This window comes from Ilumatobacter sp., assembly GCF_039969435.1.
Taxonomy (GTDB): domain Bacteria; phylum Actinomycetota; class Acidimicrobiia; order Acidimicrobiales; family Ilumatobacteraceae; genus Ilumatobacter_A.
The window spans coordinates 735,444-754,058 of the sequence record NZ_JBDVNU010000036.1 but is presented as its reverse complement, the minus strand read 5'-3'; the positions used below and the strand labels follow the sequence as shown (position 1 = coordinate 754,058).

General features: G+C 69.3%; 19 protein-coding genes. 9 read left to right on the top strand and 10 right to left on the bottom strand.

The annotated features are described in order from the left end of the window. The 6 genes from ABJK40_RS20810 to ABJK40_RS20785 all read left to right on the top strand — a co-directional run. Positions 1-1,156 (top strand): glycosyltransferase family 4 protein (locus ABJK40_RS20810; RefSeq protein WP_348510390.1); only part of this gene is annotated, 1,156 nt, incomplete at its 5' end. A gap of 52 nt (positions 1,157-1,208) precedes the next feature. Continuing rightward, complete coding sequence (locus ABJK40_RS20805) at positions 1,209-1,685, top strand: hypothetical protein (protein ID WP_348482666.1); 477 nt, start codon at positions 1,209-1,211, stop codon at positions 1,683-1,685. A gap of 6 nt (positions 1,686-1,691) precedes the next feature. Next, the gene (locus tag ABJK40_RS20800; protein ID WP_348482665.1) at positions 1,692-2,126 is read left to right on the top strand and encodes an SRPBCC family protein; all 435 of its coding nucleotides are present in this window, start codon (positions 1,692-1,694) and stop codon (positions 2,124-2,126) included. Positions 2,127-2,200: 74 nt separating this feature from the next. Beyond that, positions 2,201-3,136, top strand: a complete 936-nt coding sequence (locus tag ABJK40_RS20795) for an ROK family protein (RefSeq protein ID WP_348482664.1) — start codon at positions 2,201-2,203, stop codon at positions 3,134-3,136. A gap of 50 nt (positions 3,137-3,186) precedes the next feature. Then, positions 3,187-4,392, top strand: coding sequence for an aminotransferase class I/II-fold pyridoxal phosphate-dependent enzyme (locus tag ABJK40_RS20790; RefSeq protein WP_348482663.1), 1,206 nt, complete (start codon positions 3,187-3,189; stop codon positions 4,390-4,392). 39 nt (positions 4,393-4,431) lie between these two features. Beyond that, complete coding sequence (locus ABJK40_RS20785) at positions 4,432-5,052, top strand: hypothetical protein (protein ID WP_348482662.1); 621 nt, start codon at positions 4,432-4,434, stop codon at positions 5,050-5,052. Positions 5,053-5,145: 93 nt separating this feature from the next. Here ABJK40_RS20785 and glpK read toward each other — a convergent pair whose 3' ends face one another. Then, positions 5,146-6,663: a glycerol kinase GlpK gene (glpK, locus tag ABJK40_RS20780; protein ID WP_348482661.1), complete on the bottom strand. Its 1,518-nt coding sequence runs from the start codon at positions 6,661-6,663 to the stop codon at positions 5,146-5,148. Positions 6,664-6,733: 70 nt separating this feature from the next. Next, positions 6,734-7,099, bottom strand: a complete 366-nt coding sequence (locus tag ABJK40_RS20775; protein ID WP_348482660.1) for a hypothetical protein — start codon at positions 7,097-7,099, stop codon at positions 6,734-6,736. Positions 7,100-7,147: 48 nt separating this feature from the next. Here ABJK40_RS20775 and ABJK40_RS20770 point away from each other — a divergent pair, with 48 nt between their 5' ends. Further along, on the top strand, positions 7,148-8,182 hold the full coding sequence (locus ABJK40_RS20770) for an ATP-dependent 6-phosphofructokinase (protein ID WP_348482659.1): 1,035 nt from the start codon (positions 7,148-7,150) through the stop codon (positions 8,180-8,182). Between the two features lie 22 nt (positions 8,183-8,204). On the opposite strand, the gene ABJK40_RS20765 is transcribed toward ABJK40_RS20770, so the two are convergent. From ABJK40_RS20765 to ABJK40_RS20745, 5 genes are read right to left on the bottom strand one after another with little or no spacing between them, the layout of a single operon-like run. Continuing rightward, on the bottom strand, positions 8,205-8,780 hold the full coding sequence (locus ABJK40_RS20765; RefSeq protein ID WP_348510389.1) for a GerMN domain-containing protein: 576 nt from the start codon (positions 8,778-8,780) through the stop codon (positions 8,205-8,207). Positions 8,781-8,836: 56 nt separating this feature from the next. Further along, the gene (locus tag ABJK40_RS20760) at positions 8,837-10,273 is read right to left on the bottom strand and encodes a HAMP domain-containing sensor histidine kinase (protein WP_348482657.1); all 1,437 of its coding nucleotides are present in this window, start codon (positions 10,271-10,273) and stop codon (positions 8,837-8,839) included. Positions 10,274-10,292: 19 nt separating this feature from the next. Beyond that, positions 10,293-10,973: a response regulator transcription factor gene (locus ABJK40_RS20755; RefSeq protein WP_348482656.1), complete on the bottom strand. Its 681-nt coding sequence runs from the start codon at positions 10,971-10,973 to the stop codon at positions 10,293-10,295. Between the two features lie 19 nt (positions 10,974-10,992). Next, on the bottom strand, positions 10,993-11,847 hold the full coding sequence (locus ABJK40_RS20750; RefSeq protein WP_348482655.1) for an inositol monophosphatase family protein: 855 nt from the start codon (positions 11,845-11,847) through the stop codon (positions 10,993-10,995). Next, positions 11,837-12,124: a hypothetical protein gene (locus tag ABJK40_RS20745; RefSeq protein WP_348482654.1), complete on the bottom strand. Its 288-nt coding sequence runs from the start codon at positions 12,122-12,124 to the stop codon at positions 11,837-11,839. Before ABJK40_RS20745 ends, ABJK40_RS20750 begins: the two co-directional genes overlap by 11 nt. Before the next feature lie 198 nt (positions 12,125-12,322). On the opposite strand from ABJK40_RS20745, the gene dinB reads away from it, so the two are divergent. Beyond that, a complete protein-coding gene (gene dinB / locus ABJK40_RS20740) occupies positions 12,323-13,603 on the top strand; it encodes a DNA polymerase IV (protein ID WP_348510388.1) in 1,281 nt (426 codons plus the stop codon). Between the two features lie 31 nt (positions 13,604-13,634). Beyond that, entirely contained in the window at positions 13,635-13,958 is a 324-nt protein-coding gene (locus tag ABJK40_RS20735) for a DUF3040 domain-containing protein (protein ID WP_348482652.1), read from the top strand. A 143-nt stretch (positions 13,959-14,101) separates the two neighbouring features. Here the strand turns inward: ABJK40_RS20735 and ABJK40_RS20730 are convergent, their stop codons facing one another. From ABJK40_RS20730 to ABJK40_RS20720, 3 genes are read right to left on the bottom strand one after another with little or no spacing between them, the layout of a single operon-like run. Next, positions 14,102-16,390 carry a DUF3488 and transglutaminase-like domain-containing protein gene (locus ABJK40_RS20730; RefSeq protein ID WP_348482651.1) on the bottom strand — a complete coding sequence of 763 codons (2,289 nt, stop codon included), beginning with the start codon at positions 16,388-16,390 and terminating at the stop codon, positions 14,102-14,104. Between the two features lie 7 nt (positions 16,391-16,397). Next, entirely contained in the window at positions 16,398-17,594 is a 1,197-nt protein-coding gene (locus tag ABJK40_RS20725) for a DUF58 domain-containing protein (protein WP_348482650.1), read from the bottom strand. Continuing rightward, positions 17,591-18,592 carry a MoxR family ATPase gene (locus tag ABJK40_RS20720; RefSeq protein WP_348482649.1) on the bottom strand — a complete coding sequence of 334 codons (1,002 nt, stop codon included), beginning with the start codon at positions 18,590-18,592 and terminating at the stop codon, positions 17,591-17,593. The genes ABJK40_RS20725 and ABJK40_RS20720 overlap by 4 nt, the downstream gene beginning before the upstream one ends. Positions 18,593-18,615: the final 23 nt, after the last annotated feature.

The window sequence follows — 18,615 nt, the reverse complement described above, 5'->3', positions numbered from 1 at the left end:
CGCCCGTCGCCACCACCCCCGCCCGATCGTCCCGATGAAGCACCTCCTCGTCACCAACGACTACCCACCCAAGATCGGCGGCATCCAGTCGCTGCTGTGGGAATGGTGGCGGCGGCTGCCGCCGGACCGCTTCGCCGTGCTCACGAGCCCGTACGCCGGAACCGCAGAGTTCGACGCCGGCGAGGCCTACCGGATCGAACGCACCCCCGAACCGGTCCTCCTGCCACATCCGTGGATGGTCAAGCGGATCAACGACCTGGCCGACGACGTCGGCGCCGACCTCGTCGTCCTGGATCCAGCGGTGCCTCTCGGGCTCGTCGGCCCGTCGCTGAAGTTGCCGTACGACCTGGTTCTCCACGGCGCCGAGGTCACGGTGCCCGGGCGACTGCCGCTGTCCAGGCAGGCGCTGTCGTACACGCTCACCCGCGCCCGACACATCATCGCAGCGGGCGGATACCCGGCGGCCGAGGCCGAGCAGGCGGCCGGTCGTCCGCTGCCGACCACCGTCGTGCCGTGTGGCGTCGACCCCGAACGGTTCAGCGTGCTGAGCGACGTCGAACGCGCCGCGGCACGTGAGCACTTCGGCCTCCCGGTCGATGCCGAGGTGATCGTGGCCATCTCCCGACACGTCCCACGCAAGGGATTCGACACTGCGATCCGAGCGGTCAATCGACTCAAGCACAAGCGCCCCGATCTGGTGCTCGCCATCGGGGGTGGCGGTCGGGACACCGACCGCCTGCGGCGCCTCGCCACCGAACTCGATGCTCCCGTGCGGTTCATGGGTCGCATCGACCACGACGACATGCCCCGGTTCTACGGCTGCGGCGACCTCTACACGATGCTGTGCCGCAACCGGTGGGGCGGGCTGGAGCAGGAGGGGTTCGGGATCGTGTTCATCGAGGCCGCAGCGTGCGGGGTGCCCCAGGTCGCCGGCGACTCCGGTGGAGCGGCCGAGGCCGTGGAGCACGGCGAGACCGGACTCGTGATCGACGACCCCGAGGACACCCAGGCCGTCGCCGACGCCTTCGCCCGCCTCCTCGACGACGACGACCTGCGGGCCTCGATGGGCAGGCGTTCGCGCGAGCGAGTGGAGTCCGACTTCGCGTACGACGTGCTGGCGCGCCGCCTCGGCGAGACCCTCGGGGTGTTCTCGTGAACCCCGCCCCGTCGAGGACGGCCCTCACGTCGCAGATGGACGAGGTGGGGTCGTGAAGCAGCCGCGTGCGTCCGCCGGGTCGGTGATCGTGCAGGCCAACCTGGCCGGAACGACGTTGTTCGTCCTGAGCGCAGTCGTCGCGGCGGTCACCTACGGAGGCACGGCGCGCGCCGTCGCGGCCGCCGTGGCACTGGTGCTGTTCTTCGCCGGCATCGCCGCCTTCGCGTGGTCGTTCTGGAACGCGGTGCAGCGGAGTCGGACGGAGATGGTCGCGGTGACGCAGTTGTACCTGCTGCTCGGTGACGCCATCCCGGCCTCGGTTCGCCGGCCGATGCTCGCTGCGCTGGCGGTGCAGTTCGTGGTCGGCCTGGCCACGGCTGTCGGCCGGGCGAATGCGCCCGACGGAAGCCCGGGAACGTCGCTCGCGCTCGGCGTCCTCGTTCCGCTCTTCGGTTTCGGGTTGAACGGACTGTGGGCTGCCTTCCACGGTGAGTATCGTGAGCGCGAGGATCCCCTTCGACAAGAATGAGCTTCCATGGCTGAGACCGCGACCGAGATCATCACCATCGATGCCACACCGGACGAGGTGTGGAACGTTGCCGTCGACCTGCCGCGCTATCCCGAGTGGGCACGCGACATCAAGGACGTCACGATCCACCAGACCGACGACGAAGGTCGTCCGAGCGAAGTCGAGTTCCGCGCCTCGGCGCTCGGTCGCAGCACGCACTACACCCTGCAGTACCGGTATGGCGACGACCCCCGAATCCTCGGCTGGTCGATGATCCGTGGAGACATCCAGCGCTCGATCGACGGTGCGTTCACGTTCATCCCGACCGCCGACGGCAAGACCGAGGTGCGTTACGACCTGGCGATCGATCTCGTCGTTCCGCTCCCCGGGTTCGTCAAGCGCAGGGCCGAGGTCCGCATCCTGAACACCGTGCGCGAACTCAAGGTCCGCGCCGAAGCCTGAAGCGGCCCACGATGCCCGCTCGCAGCCGCCGTTGACCGCCCCCGCACCAGGCCGAGCGCGATGAGGTCGGGTTCATGACGCTGCGTGTCGGGATCGACGTCGGTGGCACCAAGGCGCTCGGGGTGGCGATCGACGACGCGGGAGTCGTGGTCGCGGAGGATCGGCGTGCCACCCCGCGAGGTGACGAGAGCCTGGACGCGCTCCTCGACACGCTGGTCGAACTGGCCCGGTCGCTGGGTGTCGACGGAAGTCTGGGCATCGGGGTCCCCGGTCTCGTCACCCGCGACGGCGTGCTGCGGGCTGCGCCGAACCTCGACGGCGTGGCCGATCTCGAGGTCGGGCGTCTCCTCGGCGAGCGACTCGGGCATGCGGTGTCGGTCGACAACGACGCCACGTGCGCCACGGTCGCGGAGTGGCAGCTGGGGGCGGCGGTGGGGGCCGAGAACATGGTCCTCGTGACCCTCGGAACCGGGATCGGCGGAGGGCTCGTGGCGAACGGGGCCGTGCAGCGCGGAGCGAACGGTTTCGCCGGAGAGTTCGGGCACATGGTCGTGCACCCCGACGGCCCTCGGTGTCCGTGCGGGCGCCGGGGATGCTGGGAGCGCTACGCATCCGGGTCGGGTCTCGCCATGCTCGCTCGCGAGGCGGCGACCGGTGGACGCCTGCGAGCGGTGGTCGAACACGCCGGCGGTGATCCGCAGAACGTCCGAGGCGAGCACGTCCAGGCGGCCGCACTCGACGGTGACGGCGACGCGATCGCCGTCATCGACGACTTCGGGCGGTGGGTCGCTCTCGGGTTGTCCAATCTCACCAACGCCCTCGATCCGGAGATGTTCGTCCTGGGCGGGGGCCTCGCCGCCGGTGCCGAGCTGTACCTGGAGCCGATCGTGCGGTGGTACGGCGAGCTGCTCTACCAGCCCCACCTGCGGCCGTTGCCGCGCATCGAGTTCGCCCGCTGGGGGCCGCTGGCCGGAGCGGTCGGGGCAGCACTGCTCCCCGGGTTCGGATAGTCGGAATCCGTTCCGGGTCGAGGACGCGCACCGGGACTATGGTCGGCTCCATGGAGTTCCGTCGCATCGAGAATCTGCCCCCGTACGTCTTCTCGATCATCAACAACCTGAAGATCGAGGCGCGCCAGCAGGGTGCCGACGTGATCGACCTCGGCTTCGGCAACCCCGACATGCCGTCACCCGACATCGCCGTCGAGAAGCTCGCCGAAGCCGCGCGCAACCCGCGCAACCACAAGTACTCGCTGAGTCGCGGCTTGCCGAAGCTACGCGAAGCGATCGCCGGCTACTACAAGAACAAGTGGGACGTCGACCTCGACACCGAGTGGGAGATCACCAACGTGATCGGCGCGAAGGAGGGATTCAGCCACCTGATGTGGGTGCTCCTCGAGCGTGGCGACGCGGCGATCGTGCCCACTCCCAGCTACCCGATCCACATCTACGGACCACTGTTCGCCGGCGCCGACCTGCGTCAGGTGCCGATGAAGTTCCTGGCCGACCCGTCCGACCGTGAGACGTTCACCGACGACTTCATGGAGAGCCTCCACACGGCCTACGACGTGGGCTGGCCCAAACCGCGAGTGCTCGTCATCTCGTTCCCGCACAACCCGACCGGCGCGATCGTCGACCTCGACTTCATGCAGCAGGTCGTCGACTTCTGCCGCGAGCGCGACATGGTCGTGGTGAACGACTTCGCCTACGCCGACATCGGGTTCAACGGCCACCAACCGCCCAGCATCCTCCAGGCCGAGGGAGCGATGGAATGCGCCGTCGAGCTGTACTCGATGACCAAGTCGTTCCAGATGGCCGGCTGGCGATCCGCCTTCCTGCTCGGCAACCGCGACGTCGTCCAGGCACTCGTGAAGCTGAAGAGCTACCTGGACTACGGCATGTTCCAGCCGGTCCAGATCGCGGCCACCGTCACGTTGAACCAGGCACAGGACTTCCCCGACCAGGTGCGCGAGATCTACGAGTCCCGCTGCGACACGCTGGTCGACGGCCTCCAGCGGATCGGGTGGGACATGCCCAAGCCGGGTGGCTCGATGTTCTGTTGGGGTCCGGTGCCCGAGCCCTACGCCGAGATGAGTTCGGTGGAGTTCTGTTCGCACGTCGTGCGCGAAGCCGACGTGGCGCTGTCGCCCGGAGTCGGGTTCGGTCCGGGCGGCGAAGGCTTCGTCCGGTTCGGCCTGATCGAGAACGAGATGCGCATCAACCAGGCCGTGCGCAACCTGAAGCGCGGGCTGCCGAAACTCGGCTGACACACCGACGAAATCTCGCGTCGGTAGCTTCCCCACGTGATGGAAACCACCACCGTTGTCGTACGCGTCTGGATGCCCGATCGGCCGGGCGCGCTCGGACAGGTGGCGAGCCGCATCGGTGCGGTTCGCGGAGACGTGCTCGGCATCGAGATCCTCGAACACGGTGCCGATCGTGTGATCGACGAATTGACCGTGTCGCTCCCGGACGAGGAACTGATCGGGTTGCTGACCGCCGAGATCGACGCGGTCGACGGCGTCTCGGTCGAGGACGTCCGGATCGTCGAGCCCGACCGGGTCGATCCGAACCTGGCGGCCCTGGCGGCCGGCGCAGCGATGGCCGAAGCGGATGCCGACGAGCGCCTCGACGTGCTGTGCAGCGCCGTTCAGCGCTTGATCGAAGCCGACTGGGCCGTGGTGCTGTACGACGAGGAGATCATTTCCCAGGTCGGCGAGTCCCCCGACGTCGGGTGGTTGTTCGCCTTCCTCGCCGGGAGCGGACACCTGAGCGAGGTCGACGAGGCGTTGCCCGGCGACCTGGTGTGGGCGCACCTCGTCACCGCCGGTCTCACCGTCGCGGCCGGACGCAGCGGGCACGTGATCCACGAGCGCGAGCGCATCCGGTTGAGCCTGCTCGCACGCCTCGCCGACGCCCTCGTCTGAGCCGGACCGGATCGCCGTCCCCCTGCGGCCCGTCAGACACCCGACGACAACCACACGGTGTCGGACACCGTTCGGATCACGGCACGATGCGGATCAGGACTCCCACGATCGCGAGCGGTCGACCGCTCGGAGCCACTGTTCGTGCAGTGCGTCGGCCCCGGCGCGGTCCTCGGCCGGGTCGAACCGTGCATCGAGCGTCCATGCCGCGGCGATGTCGTCGGTGGAACCCCACACGCCTTCGGCCAGACCGGCGAGGAAGGCGGCGCCGAGCGCCGTGGTCTCCTGTTCGACCGGGCGCAGCACCGACACGCCGAGTTGGTCGGCCTGCAGCCGGCACAGGAGGTCCATGACGGCGGCGCCACCGTCGACACGCAGGTCGACGATCGGCGTGCCGCTCGCCTTGACCATGGCGTCGATCACGTCACGCACCTGGTACGCCATCGACTCGACCGTCGCACGTGCCAGCTCGGCGCGTCCGGTTCCACGGGTGATCCCGACGATCGCGCCACGGGCGTACGGATCCCAGTACGGCGAGCCGAGACCGGCGAACGCCGGGACGAGGTAGACGCCGCCCGTGTCGGACACCGACTCGGCGAGCGGTCCGGTCTCGGAGGCGTCGTCGATGATCTCGATGCCGTCGCGGAGCCACTGGATCGCCGCACCCGTGGCGAAGATCGCCCCCTCCAGCGCGTAGTGGGTGGTGCCGTCGGCGAGGGTCCAGGCCACCGTCGTGAGCATCCCCTCGGTCGGTTCGGGGCAGTTCTCGCCGACGTTGAGCAGCACGAAGGAGCCCGTGCCGTAGGTGTTCTTGGCCATGCCGGGCTCGACGCACGCCTGGCCGAAGAGCGCGGCCTGCTGGTCGCCGGCCACACCGCTGATCGGGATTCCCGCCGGCACCCCGCACTTCTCCGACGTGATGCCGATCCGTCCGCTGGACGGCACGATCTCGGGCAGCGACTCGATCGGCACGCCGAGCAGGTCGCACAACTCGGGGTCCCACGTGCGACTGCGGATGTCGCACAGCATCGTTCGGCTCGCATTGGTCACGTCGGTGGCGAAGACGTGGCCGCCCGTGAGATTCCAGATCAGCCAGGCGTCGATCGTGCCCAGCGCCAGGTCCGGCGTCGCGTCGGCGCCGGGTCCGGCCGGTGTGTCGACGTCGGGGATGTCCCGATTCTCGAGCATCCAGGCGAACTTGGTGCCCGAGAAGTAGGGGTCGAGCACGAGCCCCGTTCGCTCGCGCACCATGTCGAGGTGGCCCGCCTCAGCGAGTTCGTCGCAGACGTGGGCGGTGCGACGGTCCTGCCACACGATGGCGTTGCCGTACGGCGTGCCGGTCGCTCGTGACCATGCCACGACGGTCTCGCGCTGGTTGGTGATGCCGATCGCCGCGATCCGCTCGTGACCGACCGCCTCGACGACTTCGTTCAGGGTCTCGACGACCGCCGCCCAGATCTCCTCGGCGTCGTGCTCCACCCAACCTGGGTGCGGATAGTGCTGCGTGAACTCGCGATATGCCGCGACCGTCGTGTCGTCGCCGGTGAAGACGGCTCGGCTCCGCACCCCCGTGGTTCCAGCGTCGATGGCGATCACACAGTCGGCGTTGCTCACGGACCGCAATCTAGATGACCGTGTCCGTTCGGGCAGAGTGCGCTCGGGTGTGACGGCCGGGCGCCGGTCGTCAGCGGCGGCGTGGCTTCGACTTCGGTCGGTTCCCGCCGCCCGACGTGCGGCTGGTGGGCGCCGGGCGACGCTTCTCGGGAACGTCGACGGGCGAATCGTCGCCCTTCGACTTCTTCGTGGAACTCCGTGGCGGCGGTGCGGTCTCGCGCATCTCCTTCAGCGACTTGCGCTGATAGCCGAACTTCGCCAGGACGAAGCCCATCAGCACGTAGAGCGGACCCGAGATCAGCAGACCGGCGAACGCCCCGAGGACGTTGCTGCTGCGGAACACGAGGATCAGCACGACCGCCATCACCGCCACGTAGATCAACCACTCGCGGATCAGGCGCCGCCACGGCACCGGTCGACTCGAATCCCATGCCATGCGGGCGATCCTATTCCGGGGTCTCCGATCCCGGTTACGATCCGGCGGGTGAGAGTTGGGATCCTGACCGGCGGCGGCGACTGTCCGGGCCTCAACGCCGTCATCCGCGCCGCCGTCCGCAAGGGTGAGCGGGTCCACGGTGACGAACTCGTCGGCTTCCTCGACGCCTGGGACGGAGTGCGCGACCGCCGCACCATTCCGCTCACCATCGAGTCGATGCGCGGGATGCTGCCCCGTGGTGGCACCGTGCTCGGCACCCGACGCGGCAGCCCGTTCGACACGCCCGACGGGGTCGATCACGTCAAGCAGACGCTCCACGACCTGGGGATCGACGCACTGATCGTCATCGGCGGCAACGGCAGCCTGTCGATCGCCTGCCGACTCCATTCCGAGTACGGACTTCCGGTGATCGGCGTGCCCAAGACGATCGACAACGACATCGAGGGCACCGACCTCACGTTCGGGTTCACGACGGCCGTGCAGATCGCGACCGATGCGATCGACCGCCTGCACACCACCGCCGAGAGCCACGACCGGGTGATGGTCGTCGAGGTGATGGGCCGCCACACCGGCTGGATCGCCACCCACGCGGGGATCGCCGGCGGCGCGACGGCGGTGCTGATCCCCGAGATCCCCTTCGACATCGACGAACTGTGCGCACGCCTGACCCGTCGCCACGACCGGGGTCGGTTCGCATCGATCGTCGTGGTCGCCGAAGGCGCCGAGCCGATGGACGGGACCCTCGAGATGGAGGAGAAGATCTACGACCGCTTCGGGCACGTGGTGCTCGGTGGCGTGGCGACCAGGATCGCCACCACCATCGCTGAACGGACCGGGTTCGAGACGCGGGTCGTGCAACTCGGCCACGTGCAACGCGGTGGCACCCCCACGGCGTTCGACCGGGTCCTGTCGACACGGTTCGGCGTGGCGGCGATCGACGCGGCCCACCACCAAGCGTGGGGGAAGATGGTCGTGCTCCGGGGCGACAAGATCGAACTCGAGGACCTCACCGTCGCAGTGGGCAAGACCCGCACGGTCGACCGCGAACTCTTCGACGGCGTCGCCTCGCACTTCTTCGCGTAGCAGCCAGGGGTGATCTGGACGTTCAGGCCGAGGGTGGGGTCGGGAAGTTCGGCTGGGAGGTCTCGAGGAAGTTGGGGTAGTCGTAGATGCTCAACGGCTGATCGGTGCCCTCGCCGCTCCCGGTCGGCCAACTCTGGTTCTCGCCGTCCACCCGGAGTCGCACCAGTTGGACCTGGTCGATGGACACCGCGGTCGCAACGATCTGAGCGAGTGCCTGGCGGAGGCCGAGATCGGACAGGTCGTCGAGCGCTTCGTTGACGTCGATGGTGAGTCGGGTGCCGACCGTGCGGGCGGAGATGATCTCGAGGTCGGGGGGGATCGCCGAGGTGAGCCCGAGCGCGTTCTCCTCGGGGTTCGCGCCCTCCACGAGAGAACGCAGCAACTCCTGCGGATTGCCGAGTTCGGGGCGCCGAACCGCGCGTAGTTGTGGCGGGGCGTCGGTGGCCACCGGGCTGAGGAGGTAGATCCGGCCGTCGCCCTCGGCGGCGTCACCGGTCGCGATCTCGCCGAAGTCGACCGCGTCGTCGGGCGAGATCGCACGCGGAGCGGGGTCTTCGCGGATCGCGCACCCGGCGACGGCGAGCGACAGCGCGAGCACGAGACGAATCGACGATCGCAGAGGTCGGTGCCACGGTCGGTCGGTCGAGAAGCCCATCAGTCGTCCAGGTCCGTCGCCATGAGTTCGATCACGAAACGTGCCCCGGATTCGCCGTCGAGCCGGTCCTCGACCCACACCCGGCCGCCGTGCATCCGGACGTGTTCGTCGACGAGCGAGAGCCCGAGGCCCGCACCTTCGGATCCGGTCCGTCGCCCGGCCCCGCCACCGCGAGCGAAGCGTTCGAAGATCAGCGAGCGCTCCGATTCGGCGACGCCCTCGCCACGGTCCTCGACGGCGATGGTGAGGTGCGACATCGGCTCGTCGTCGAGGTTGTTCACCTCGATCGTGATCTCCGGTGAGCCGCCACCGTAGGCCCGGGCGTTGTCGATCAGGTTGGCGATGGCGCGTGCGAGGCGGCGCTTGTCGCCGCGGATGAGCGCGGTCTCGGCGCGTTCGCTCACCCGCACCGGCGTGTCGGGGTGCGAACTGACCGCCACCGCCTGGCGGACGAATTCCGCGGCGAGCAACTCCTCCATGTTCAAGCGGATCGCGCCGGCGTCGAAACGTGAGATCTCGAGGAGGTCCTCGACGAGGCCCGAGAACCGCACGACGTCACTCGACAGCAGATCGAGCGCCGACTGGGCTCGTTCGGGCATGTCGTCGCGGCGCGCCTCCATCACCTCGACCGAGGCAGCGAGCGTCATCAGCGGCGACCGCAGTTCGTGGCTGACGTCGGACGCGAAGCGGGCGTCTCGCTCGACGCGTTGCTCGAGGGCCTCGGCCATGTCGTTGAAGGACTCGGTGAGCACGCGCAGGTCCGGGTCGTCGGTGCCCTCCAGACGCGTGTCGAGTCGTCCTCCTGCGATCGCGGACGCAGCCTGGGCTGCGGTTCCCAGGGGTCGCACGGCGCGACGTGCGGCGAACACACCGACGAGGACGCCGAGTCCGGTGGTGATCAGCGCGGCGAGAGCGAGAGCGACCCGCAGGTTCGACAGGTTCGAGTCGACGTCGTCGAGGGCGAAGAACTCGAAGTAGGCCACGTCGTCGGGCACCGCCCAGCCGACCACGATGTTCGGTTCGCCCGCCACGTTCGTGATCTGTCGAGCGGATTCGCCGTTGGTGACGACTCGCTCGAACAACTCGGGAGGGATGTTGTCGCGCGTGAACGGCGGCGTGCCGTACTGGCGCTCCTGGTACCAGATCATGTAGCGGCGCACGCCGTTGCGTTCCAGCGATGCACGTGCGGCGGTGGGTTCGGTCGGGAATGCGGGTCGGAGGTCGCCGTAGACGATGCGGGCATTGCGGCCGGAACTGGCGATGGCGGCCTCGTCGCGCTCGGTGACGAGGTTCGACCGGGTGAGCCCGAACGTCGTGGTGGCGAGGAAGAGGGAGAGACCGATCGACCCGAGGGTGATGATCAAGAGGATGCGCCGCCGCAGCCCCAGTGACCTGGGGCGGGAACGACTGATCAGTCGACGGATGGGACCGGCCACGGGTGCACCGACCCGCCGCTCAGGTCTGGAGGCGGTAGCCGAGGCCGCGCACCGTCACGACGTGGCGCGGGTTGGCCGGGTCGTGCTCGACCTTCGTGCGCAGCCGGCGGATGTGCACGTCGACCAGGCGGCCGTCGCCGAAGTAGTCGTAGCCCCACACCTTGTCGAGCAGTGCCTCGCGACTCAGCACCTTGCCGGGACTCTCGGCGAGTTCGCACAGCAGGCGGAACTCGGTCTTGGTCAGGTGGACCTCCGAGCCCTCGCGGATGACCTTGCCTTCGTCGGGGATCAGTTCGAGGTCGCCGAAGACGAGGCGGGCGTGGCCGGGAGCGCCCGGCCGGATCCGGCGCAACAGCGCCCGGATGCGGGCGGACAGTTCCTTGGGGGCGAAGGGCTTGGTCAGGTAGTCGTCGGCTCCGGCTTCGAGCCCGGCGACGATGTCGTGGGTGTCGTTGCGGGCGGTGACCATGACGACCGGTACGTCGCTCGTCCGGCGAAGCGTACGGCACAGTTCGAAGCCGTCGATGCCGGGGAGCATGATGTCGATCAACACCACGTCGGGGGCCGACCGGTTGAACAACTCGATCGCCTGTTCACCGCTCTCGGCCTCGTCGACGATCCAACCCTCGTCTTCGAGCGCGAGCTTCACCGCGGAACGGATTCGCTCGTCGTCTTCGACCGCAAGGATTCGTGTACCCACACCCCCATGATGCCGCATTTCACCTGCTCTCGACGACCATGGTCAGGAATTGGTCATGGAGGGCGGGCGTGGCGGCCACGACTCCCGCAGGCGCCGTGACGTCGATCGGCCGTCCGTCGAATGCGCTGACGGTGCCGCCGGCTTCGGTGACCAACAGGACGCCGGCGGCGACGTCCCACGACTGGATGAACTCCTCGAAGTACGCGTCCACCCGACCGCTGGCGACGTAGGCGAGGTCGAGCGCGGCCGAACCCTGGCGGCGGATGTCGCGGACACGTGGCAGGACCCGGGCGATGCGCTCGGCCTGGGCGACGCGGTGCCCGTCGAGGTGGTAGCTGAAGCCCGTCGCGGGGAGCGACGTGGCGAGGTCGGTGGCGTCGGACACAGCGATCGGTGTGCCGTTGATCGTGGCACCCTCGCCCAGTGCGCAGGTGTACAACTCGTCGACGACCGGTGCATAGATCGCTCCTGCCACGGGGCGACCGTCGTGCAGGACCGCCACGGAGGTGCACCAGCCGGGGAGGTCGTAGACGAAGTTCACGGTGCCGTCGATCGGGTCGACGTGCCACTCCAGGCCGGACCGACCCTGGTGGTCGGCACCCTCCTCGCCGACGATCGAGTCGTGCGGGCGTGCGGCACGGATGCGGTCGACGACCAGTCGCTCGGTTGCCCGGTCGAACTCGGTGACGGGGTCGACGTCGCTCGACTTCGTGTCGTGTGCGGCTCGTGACCCGGCACCCAGCAGTCGGCGCTGGCCGTGAGCGAACGAGCCGGCCGCGTGGGCGATCTCGGCGCAGAGTGTGCGCAGTTCGCTCGGGCTCGCCGTCGGGTCGGGGGCGGCTTCGTCGTCGGACGGGACGTGGTCAGAAGGCATGGCCGGCGTCTTCGCGGTCGTTGGCTTCGCGCCATTCTCCGATGGCGCGCATCACGAGGACCGCCACGACCGCCATGCCCGCCGCTGCGATCACGGCTCCGACGAGGAGGCCGATGCCCTTGGCGAGCCCGCAGTCACCTTCGCACTGGATCTCGATCAGCGAGAAGCCGATCAACGCACCCGCCAACCCGCTGAGACAGATCGACACGAACGCTGCGACGCGCACCCGGACCGACGGGATCGCGGACAGCGGCTTGTCGGGGATGGCATTCGTCACCGGACCGAGTGTACGGACCGACCGGTGCGGCATCTCCCGACCCCGGCCCCTCGAACCACCTCGACGTGAGCGAGGCCACGTCCTGGAGCGGGGTGATCCTCACGTCGGCGCCGGGGTCGGGACGGCGTGAGCGACACCACGTCCTGGGGCGGGGTGATCCTCACGTCGAGGGTGGGGGGTCGGGCGTAGGGTCGTGAGGTGGCCGCCTCCCCGCGCACATCACCGCGCACGATCCTGCATGCGGACATGGACGCGTTCTTCGTGTCGGTCGAGCTGCGGCGCCACCCAGAGTTGGTCGGACGGCCGGTCGTGGTCGGCGGCACCGGCAACCGCGGCGTGGTGGCCGCGGCCTCCTACGAGGCGCGCCGGTACGGAGTGCACTCCGCGCTGCCGTCGGCGATCGCGAAGCGGCGGTGCCCGCACGCCGGGTTCCTGCCCGGCGACCACGACCACTACGGCGAGGTCAGCCGCCAGGTGCGCGAGGTGTTCGACCGGTACACGCCACTCGTCGAGCCGCTGTCGCTCGACGAGGCGTTCCTCGACGTGACCGGCTCGCTGAAGCTGTTCGGAGACGGCGTGACGATCGGGCACCGCATCCGCGACGACATCCGCGACGAACTCCAACTGGGGTGCAGCGTGGGGGTGGCGACGAACAAGTTCCTCGCCAAGCTCGCCTCCGTCGAGGCCAAGCCCCAGGCGCATCGGGACAGGATCGAGCCGGGGGAGGGGGTGACACTGGTGCGCCCCGACGCCGAGCAGGAGTTCCTCGACCGGCTGCCGGTCAAGCGGCTGTGGGGCGTCGGCCCGGCCACGCTCGAGAAACTCGAACGGTTGGGGATCGCCACGGTGCGGGACCTCCGTCGCATCGACCTGCCCGTCCTCTCGACCGCCATCGGACCGAACCTCGCCGGTCACCTCGCAGCACTCGCCGTCGGTGCCGACGATCGGGAGGTCGATCCGGATCGCGAGGCGAAGTCGATCAGCCACGAGGAGACGTATCCGCTGGACAAGCACACCCCGCGCGAGATGCGGCGCGAACTGGTGCGACTGGCCGACGCCGTCGCCCAGCGGATGCGCAACCAGGGGGTGGGGGCGCGCACGTGGCAGGTCAAGGTCCGGTTCGCCGCGGGGTTCACCACCATCACGCGGTCGGTCACCACCGGCGACCACCTCGACCGGGCGCCCGACATCCTCGAACTGGTCGGCCCGGTCCTCGACGCCGTCGATCCGTCCCCCGGAGTCCGGTTGCTCGGCCTGAGCGGATCGAACCTGGGGCAACCGGCCGCGCAGCTCACGTTCGACGATCTCGACGTGTCGACCCCCGACGTCGGCGCCACGACCCATGCGTTGGACGCCATCCGACAGCGCTTCGGGGACGGCGCGATCGGGCCGGCCAGCGCGGTGTCCGCAGGACGGCTCACGACGGTGCGTCGGGGGTCGCAACAGTGGGGTCCAGACGAAGATCGCACCTCGCGTTGAGGAAAGAGTTTCCACGTGCGATGATACGTGGGTGCCCCTGTCCGAAGAGGAACAGCAGATCCTTCGTCAGATCGAAGACGAGCTCAAACAGGACCCGACGTTCGCGCAACGTGGGTACCGCGTTTCACGCCGTCGGTCCGCGCTCCTCGTGGCCGGACTCGTGGCCGGGCTGGCCGCCACCGTCGTGTGTCTCGCCATCAACTTCGTCCTCGCGTTCGTCGCGTTCGTGTTCGTGTTGTTCATGGCGGTCAAACTCGAGAGCGAGATCCGTCTGCTCGGGCGCGAGCAGCTCGGCCAGCTGCCGATCTCGGCCTGGCTCAACGCTCGTCGCCCCGACGAGCAGAGCGACGTCTGAACGCTCGGGACCCGAGGGGCCCATCGCTGCTCGCAACGACGAGCAGACGGTCGACGCGACGGGTGTGATCCACACGCCGATGTCGTCGTGGAACAGATGCATCCGCGAGCTGTCGCGAATCCAGCCGACCCGGTCGACCCGGTTCAGTTCCAGATCGTGAAGTAGCGCCGGACACGGCGGAGCGGGCCCACCGTGTCGGCCACCGCCTGCTCCACCTGGCGGCACCAGCTGGTGGCGCTCTGGAGCGTCGACGTGCCGAGCACGCCTTCCTGGCCCAAGCGGTCGTCGCCATCGGGTGCGAAGGCGACCTGCGTCACGACGTCGGCAAGCGACCGCATCGGACGAGCAGCCAGCGGGAACGTCGCCGAGGTCGCCGTGGCGGCCTCGGTCGGTGTGAGGTCGGGCCGGTAGCCGACCCCCACGTCACGCAGCGCGTCGGTGGCGCGAGTCCAGAGATGCCCGAGCCGATCCTTCGGGTCGGTGATCGCCGCACGACGAAGGCGCCGCACGAGTTCGGGGAGTGCGAGCACGAAGCCGATGAACGCGAGCAGCGCAAGCGGGCGCCACGGGACCGAGAAACCGTCGTCGACCGGTGTGACGGGCGCAGCCGGAGCGGGCGTGTCCTGCTCCGGAACGGGCGTCGGGCGGTCGGGGACGGTGGTCGGTACCGGCACGCCGTTCGCGTCGAGCACCGTGCTCGCAGGTGCCGGCGCCACGGTGGTGGTCGGACCCGCCCCCTCGGCGCCACCGGCAGGTCCGTCGTCCTGCTGGGGTTCGACGCCGGTGTAGTCCTGTGCGTTCGGAGCCCCGCGACCGGGCGTCGGTTCGAACGGCACCCATCCGATCCCGTCGAACCAGACCTCGGGCCAGGCGTGCGCGTTGCGTCCGAGAACCGAGTAGTTCCCGGCTCCGTCGTTGGCTCCCTGTGTGAACCCGACCGCCACACGGGCGGGGATGCCGATCGAGCGCATCATGGCCGCGTAGCTGCCGGCGAACTGCTCGCAGTAGCCGACCCGGTTGCGCAGGAACGCCTCGATCTCGTTGTTGCCGTGACCCTCCTGGATCTCCAGGCTGTAGTCGAACTCGCTGCGGAACCAGTTCTGGAGGGTCAGTGCGATCTCGTAGTTCGACGCGGCTCCCGCGGTGACCTGGCGGGTCGTGTCGGCGATCGAGGAGGGGAAGTCGTCGGGCAGTTCGAAGTAGATCGGGTCTCCCGGATCGTTCGACGAGGCGCCCGACAGCGTCGCGGCGTCGTAGCGGGGGGAGGCCGACAGGATGTCGAACACGTCGCCGCGTTCGAGGTCGCCGCCCGTCTTGACGAGCGTGGCGCTGTCCTCGTTGAATCGCAGATCGTCGCGCAGGTCACCGGCGCCGGTTGCGGCGATCGGGTCGGCGGCGGCCGGGAGCAGTGCGCCGCCGAGTGCGGAGATGGTGATCTGCTGGCGGATGTCGATCGACCCCTCCGTGCCCTGAGCGATGGCGCCGTCGGCGCGGTCCAGGCCGCGCTCGGGCAGGCCCCAGGTACGGCCGTCGAACTTCGGGAGAGCGGAGGAACGCCAGTAGGAGTCTCCGTCGGCGGCGACGACGAAGAGCTCGGTCTCGGACCGGTTGGTCAGCCGTGACCGGATGTCGACGAGGGGGCTGATCACCTCGGTGACGTCGCCACCGTTGCCACCCTTGGTGTCGTACAGCGCTTCGGCGTCGGCGCCGGGAAGGCGGGGACCGACGAAACCGGCGACCAACGCAACCGACAGCGCCGAGCCGGCGGCGACGGGCAGCACGCGTGCGAACAGGGGACGGGGGACGCCGATCGTGGCGGACTGCGCGGGCGCGTGGTGCTGGCGCAACACCACGGTGGCGACCACCCCCGCTGCGACGAGCGCCATCGTCGAGGCGATGCGGCTGCGGTCCGTTCCGAGCGCAGCGACGAAGACGAACAGCACGCCGCCGGGAACGAGCGCCTCGGCCCGGGCGAACGCCCGGAATGCGAAGGTGTCGGCGAGGAGCACGGCGGCGGCCACACCGATCGCGGACAGGACGTTCCACCCGTACAGGAACTCGACCGGGGCGACCTGCGTCCGGAAGTTGTCGCCGACGACGTCCAACTCCAGTCGGAACACCGCCCAGGTCTCCGACGTGGGGAGCAGCAGCGTGAACGTGTCCCGGTAGAACATCGCCCCGACGAGCCAGACGAGGGCGGCGAGCGTGACCGGGAACGCGATCCAGACCGGCGTCCCGAACCTGCGGAGCACGAACGCAGCACCGTGGCCGACGACGGCGACGACGACCAGGTTGTCGAAGAACTCCCAGCCGCTGAACACGCGGGCGAAGCCGGCGGCCACGACGATCGAGTACACGGTGAGCGCCAGCGTCGCGATCGCGTCGGAGCCCACGTCCGTCGCGGTCGTGAGCTGCCTCGTCGTGTCGCTCATCGTGTGGTCACACTCCCACCGGTCTCGCCGGAGCCTCTGTGTTCGGGGTCGTTCGCGCCGTCGACGTGATGCGGCGACCGCTCGACGCGCCGACCAGGTGTCGCCACGTCGAGAGGAACTCTGCCTCGGTCCGGGCCGCCGCGCCGATCAGGGCGCGAGATGTTTCGTCGGTCGTCACCGGGACGATCGCCTGCGTGGGGTCGAGGACCGACCGTGCGGCGGTGATCCCGGCGCCGTTCATCGACCCGGACACCACCACGAGGAGGCCGACGCCCTCGCCCGGATCGCGGTCGAGCACGGGGAGCGCGTCCCCACCGGGTTGGATCGCAGCGAGGACCCGCAGCGTCTCCGCCCCCACGTCGGGTCCGCGCAGGTCGACCCCGCCCGAGACGAAGCGGGTGACGAGGTCGACGTGCGCGGCGCTGCGCACGAGGCTCGCGGCGACCGTGACCGCCCGCTCGAACGATGCGGGGTCGGCGTAAGAGGCGAGGTCGGAGTCGAGGACGACCAGCATCCGACGCAAACCCTCGACCGAGTTCTTCTTCACGAGCAGCTTGTCGCTGCGCGCCGAGGCGCGCCAGTGGATCGTGCGCGGTTCGTCGCCGTCGGCGTATTCGCGCAGGCTGTGGAACTCGCCCGGCCCCAGCCGGCGCGCCTGCGCGAGCAGGTGGCGTCCGAGCGGGCCGTTGCCGAGTTCGGGCATGTCGACCAGGTGCGCCCTCGGTGCGACGACGACGGTGTCGACCCCGGCGACGGTACGTACGCGACGCAGAAGCCCGAGCGGGTCACGCAGTTCGGCGACGAGCGGGCCGAGCGAGATCGTGCCCCGCGCCGAGGTGGGGAGTTGATAGCCGGCGTTCGCGGCCGCTCGGGCGGCGAGCGGCTCGACCGTCAACTCGGCCACGTGGTCCTCGGTGCCGACGCGGCCGACCCGTTCACGCAATCCGAACCGGGCGGACCGCAACGAGCCTGCGTGGTGCAACTCCAGGTCGACCCGGCCGGTGTCGCCGGCGACGAGGATGGTCGGCCTGATCGTGCGCACTCCGGCGACGCGCGGCGTGCGCACCAGGACGTAGAGGAAGGCGGCGACCACGGCGGCGAGGAATCCTGCGCCGATCACGAACAGCTCGACCACGCCGAAGGCACGACCGATCGCGAGCGAGACGACGCCGGCGACGATCGCCAGCACCCCGTACCGGGTCATGATCGGGCGACGGGCACCGGCACGGCTGCGAACACTTCACGGATCGCGTCGTCGGGCGACAGCCGCGACGCGTGGTCGGATCGCAGCACGATGCGGTGTGCGAGCGCCGAGACACCGACGACCTTGACGTCGTCGGGGGTCGCGTAGTTGCGTCCGCGAGCGGCGGCGTGTGCCTTCGATGCGGCGGCCAACTGCAACGTCGCCCGTGGCGAGAGGCCCAGCTCGATCGCCGGGTGGCGCCGGCTCGCCTCGGAGAGGTCCACGAGATACGACTTGAGAGCGCTGGCCATGTAGATCGAACGGACACCGGCGATCATCGTCCGGACCTCCTCGGCCGACACGACCGGTGAGAGGTCGGCGAGCGTGTACTGCGAACCCTGGTCGTCCAGCATCTGCAGTTCGGCGTCGCGGCCCGGGTAGCCGATCGAGATGCGCAACAAGAACCGGTCGAGTTGGCTCTCGGGGAGCCGGTAGGTGCCTTCCTGCTCGACGGGGTTCTGGGTGGCGATGACCATGAACGGCGGAGGCAGGGGGCGGCTCTGTCCGTCGGCGGTGACCTGACGTTCCTCCATGGCCTCCAGCAGCGCCGACTGGGTCTTGGGGGATGCCCGGTTGATCTCGTCGGCGAGGAGGATGTTGGCGAACATCGGACCGGGTTCGAATCGGAACGTCTCGGTGGTGCGCGAGTAGATGCTCACCCCGATCAGGTCGGTCGGCAACAGGTCGGGAGTGAACTGGACCCGTCGCCACGTGCAGTCGATCGACGCCGACAGGGCCTTGGCGAGGCTGGTCTTGCCGACGCCGGGCACGTCCTCCACCAGCAGGTGACCCTCGGCGAGCAGGGCGACGACTGCGAGGTCGATGGCGTCGTCCTTGCCACGGATCACCTGGGCGATGTTCGACGTGATGGCTCCGAAGAGGCTTGCGAAGTTCCTGCTCGCACCGGCCGTCTGGCCGTTCTGGGCGATGGATTCCGTCGCGGTCCTGATGTCCGTCACGATCGGCAGGGTAATGGGCCCTA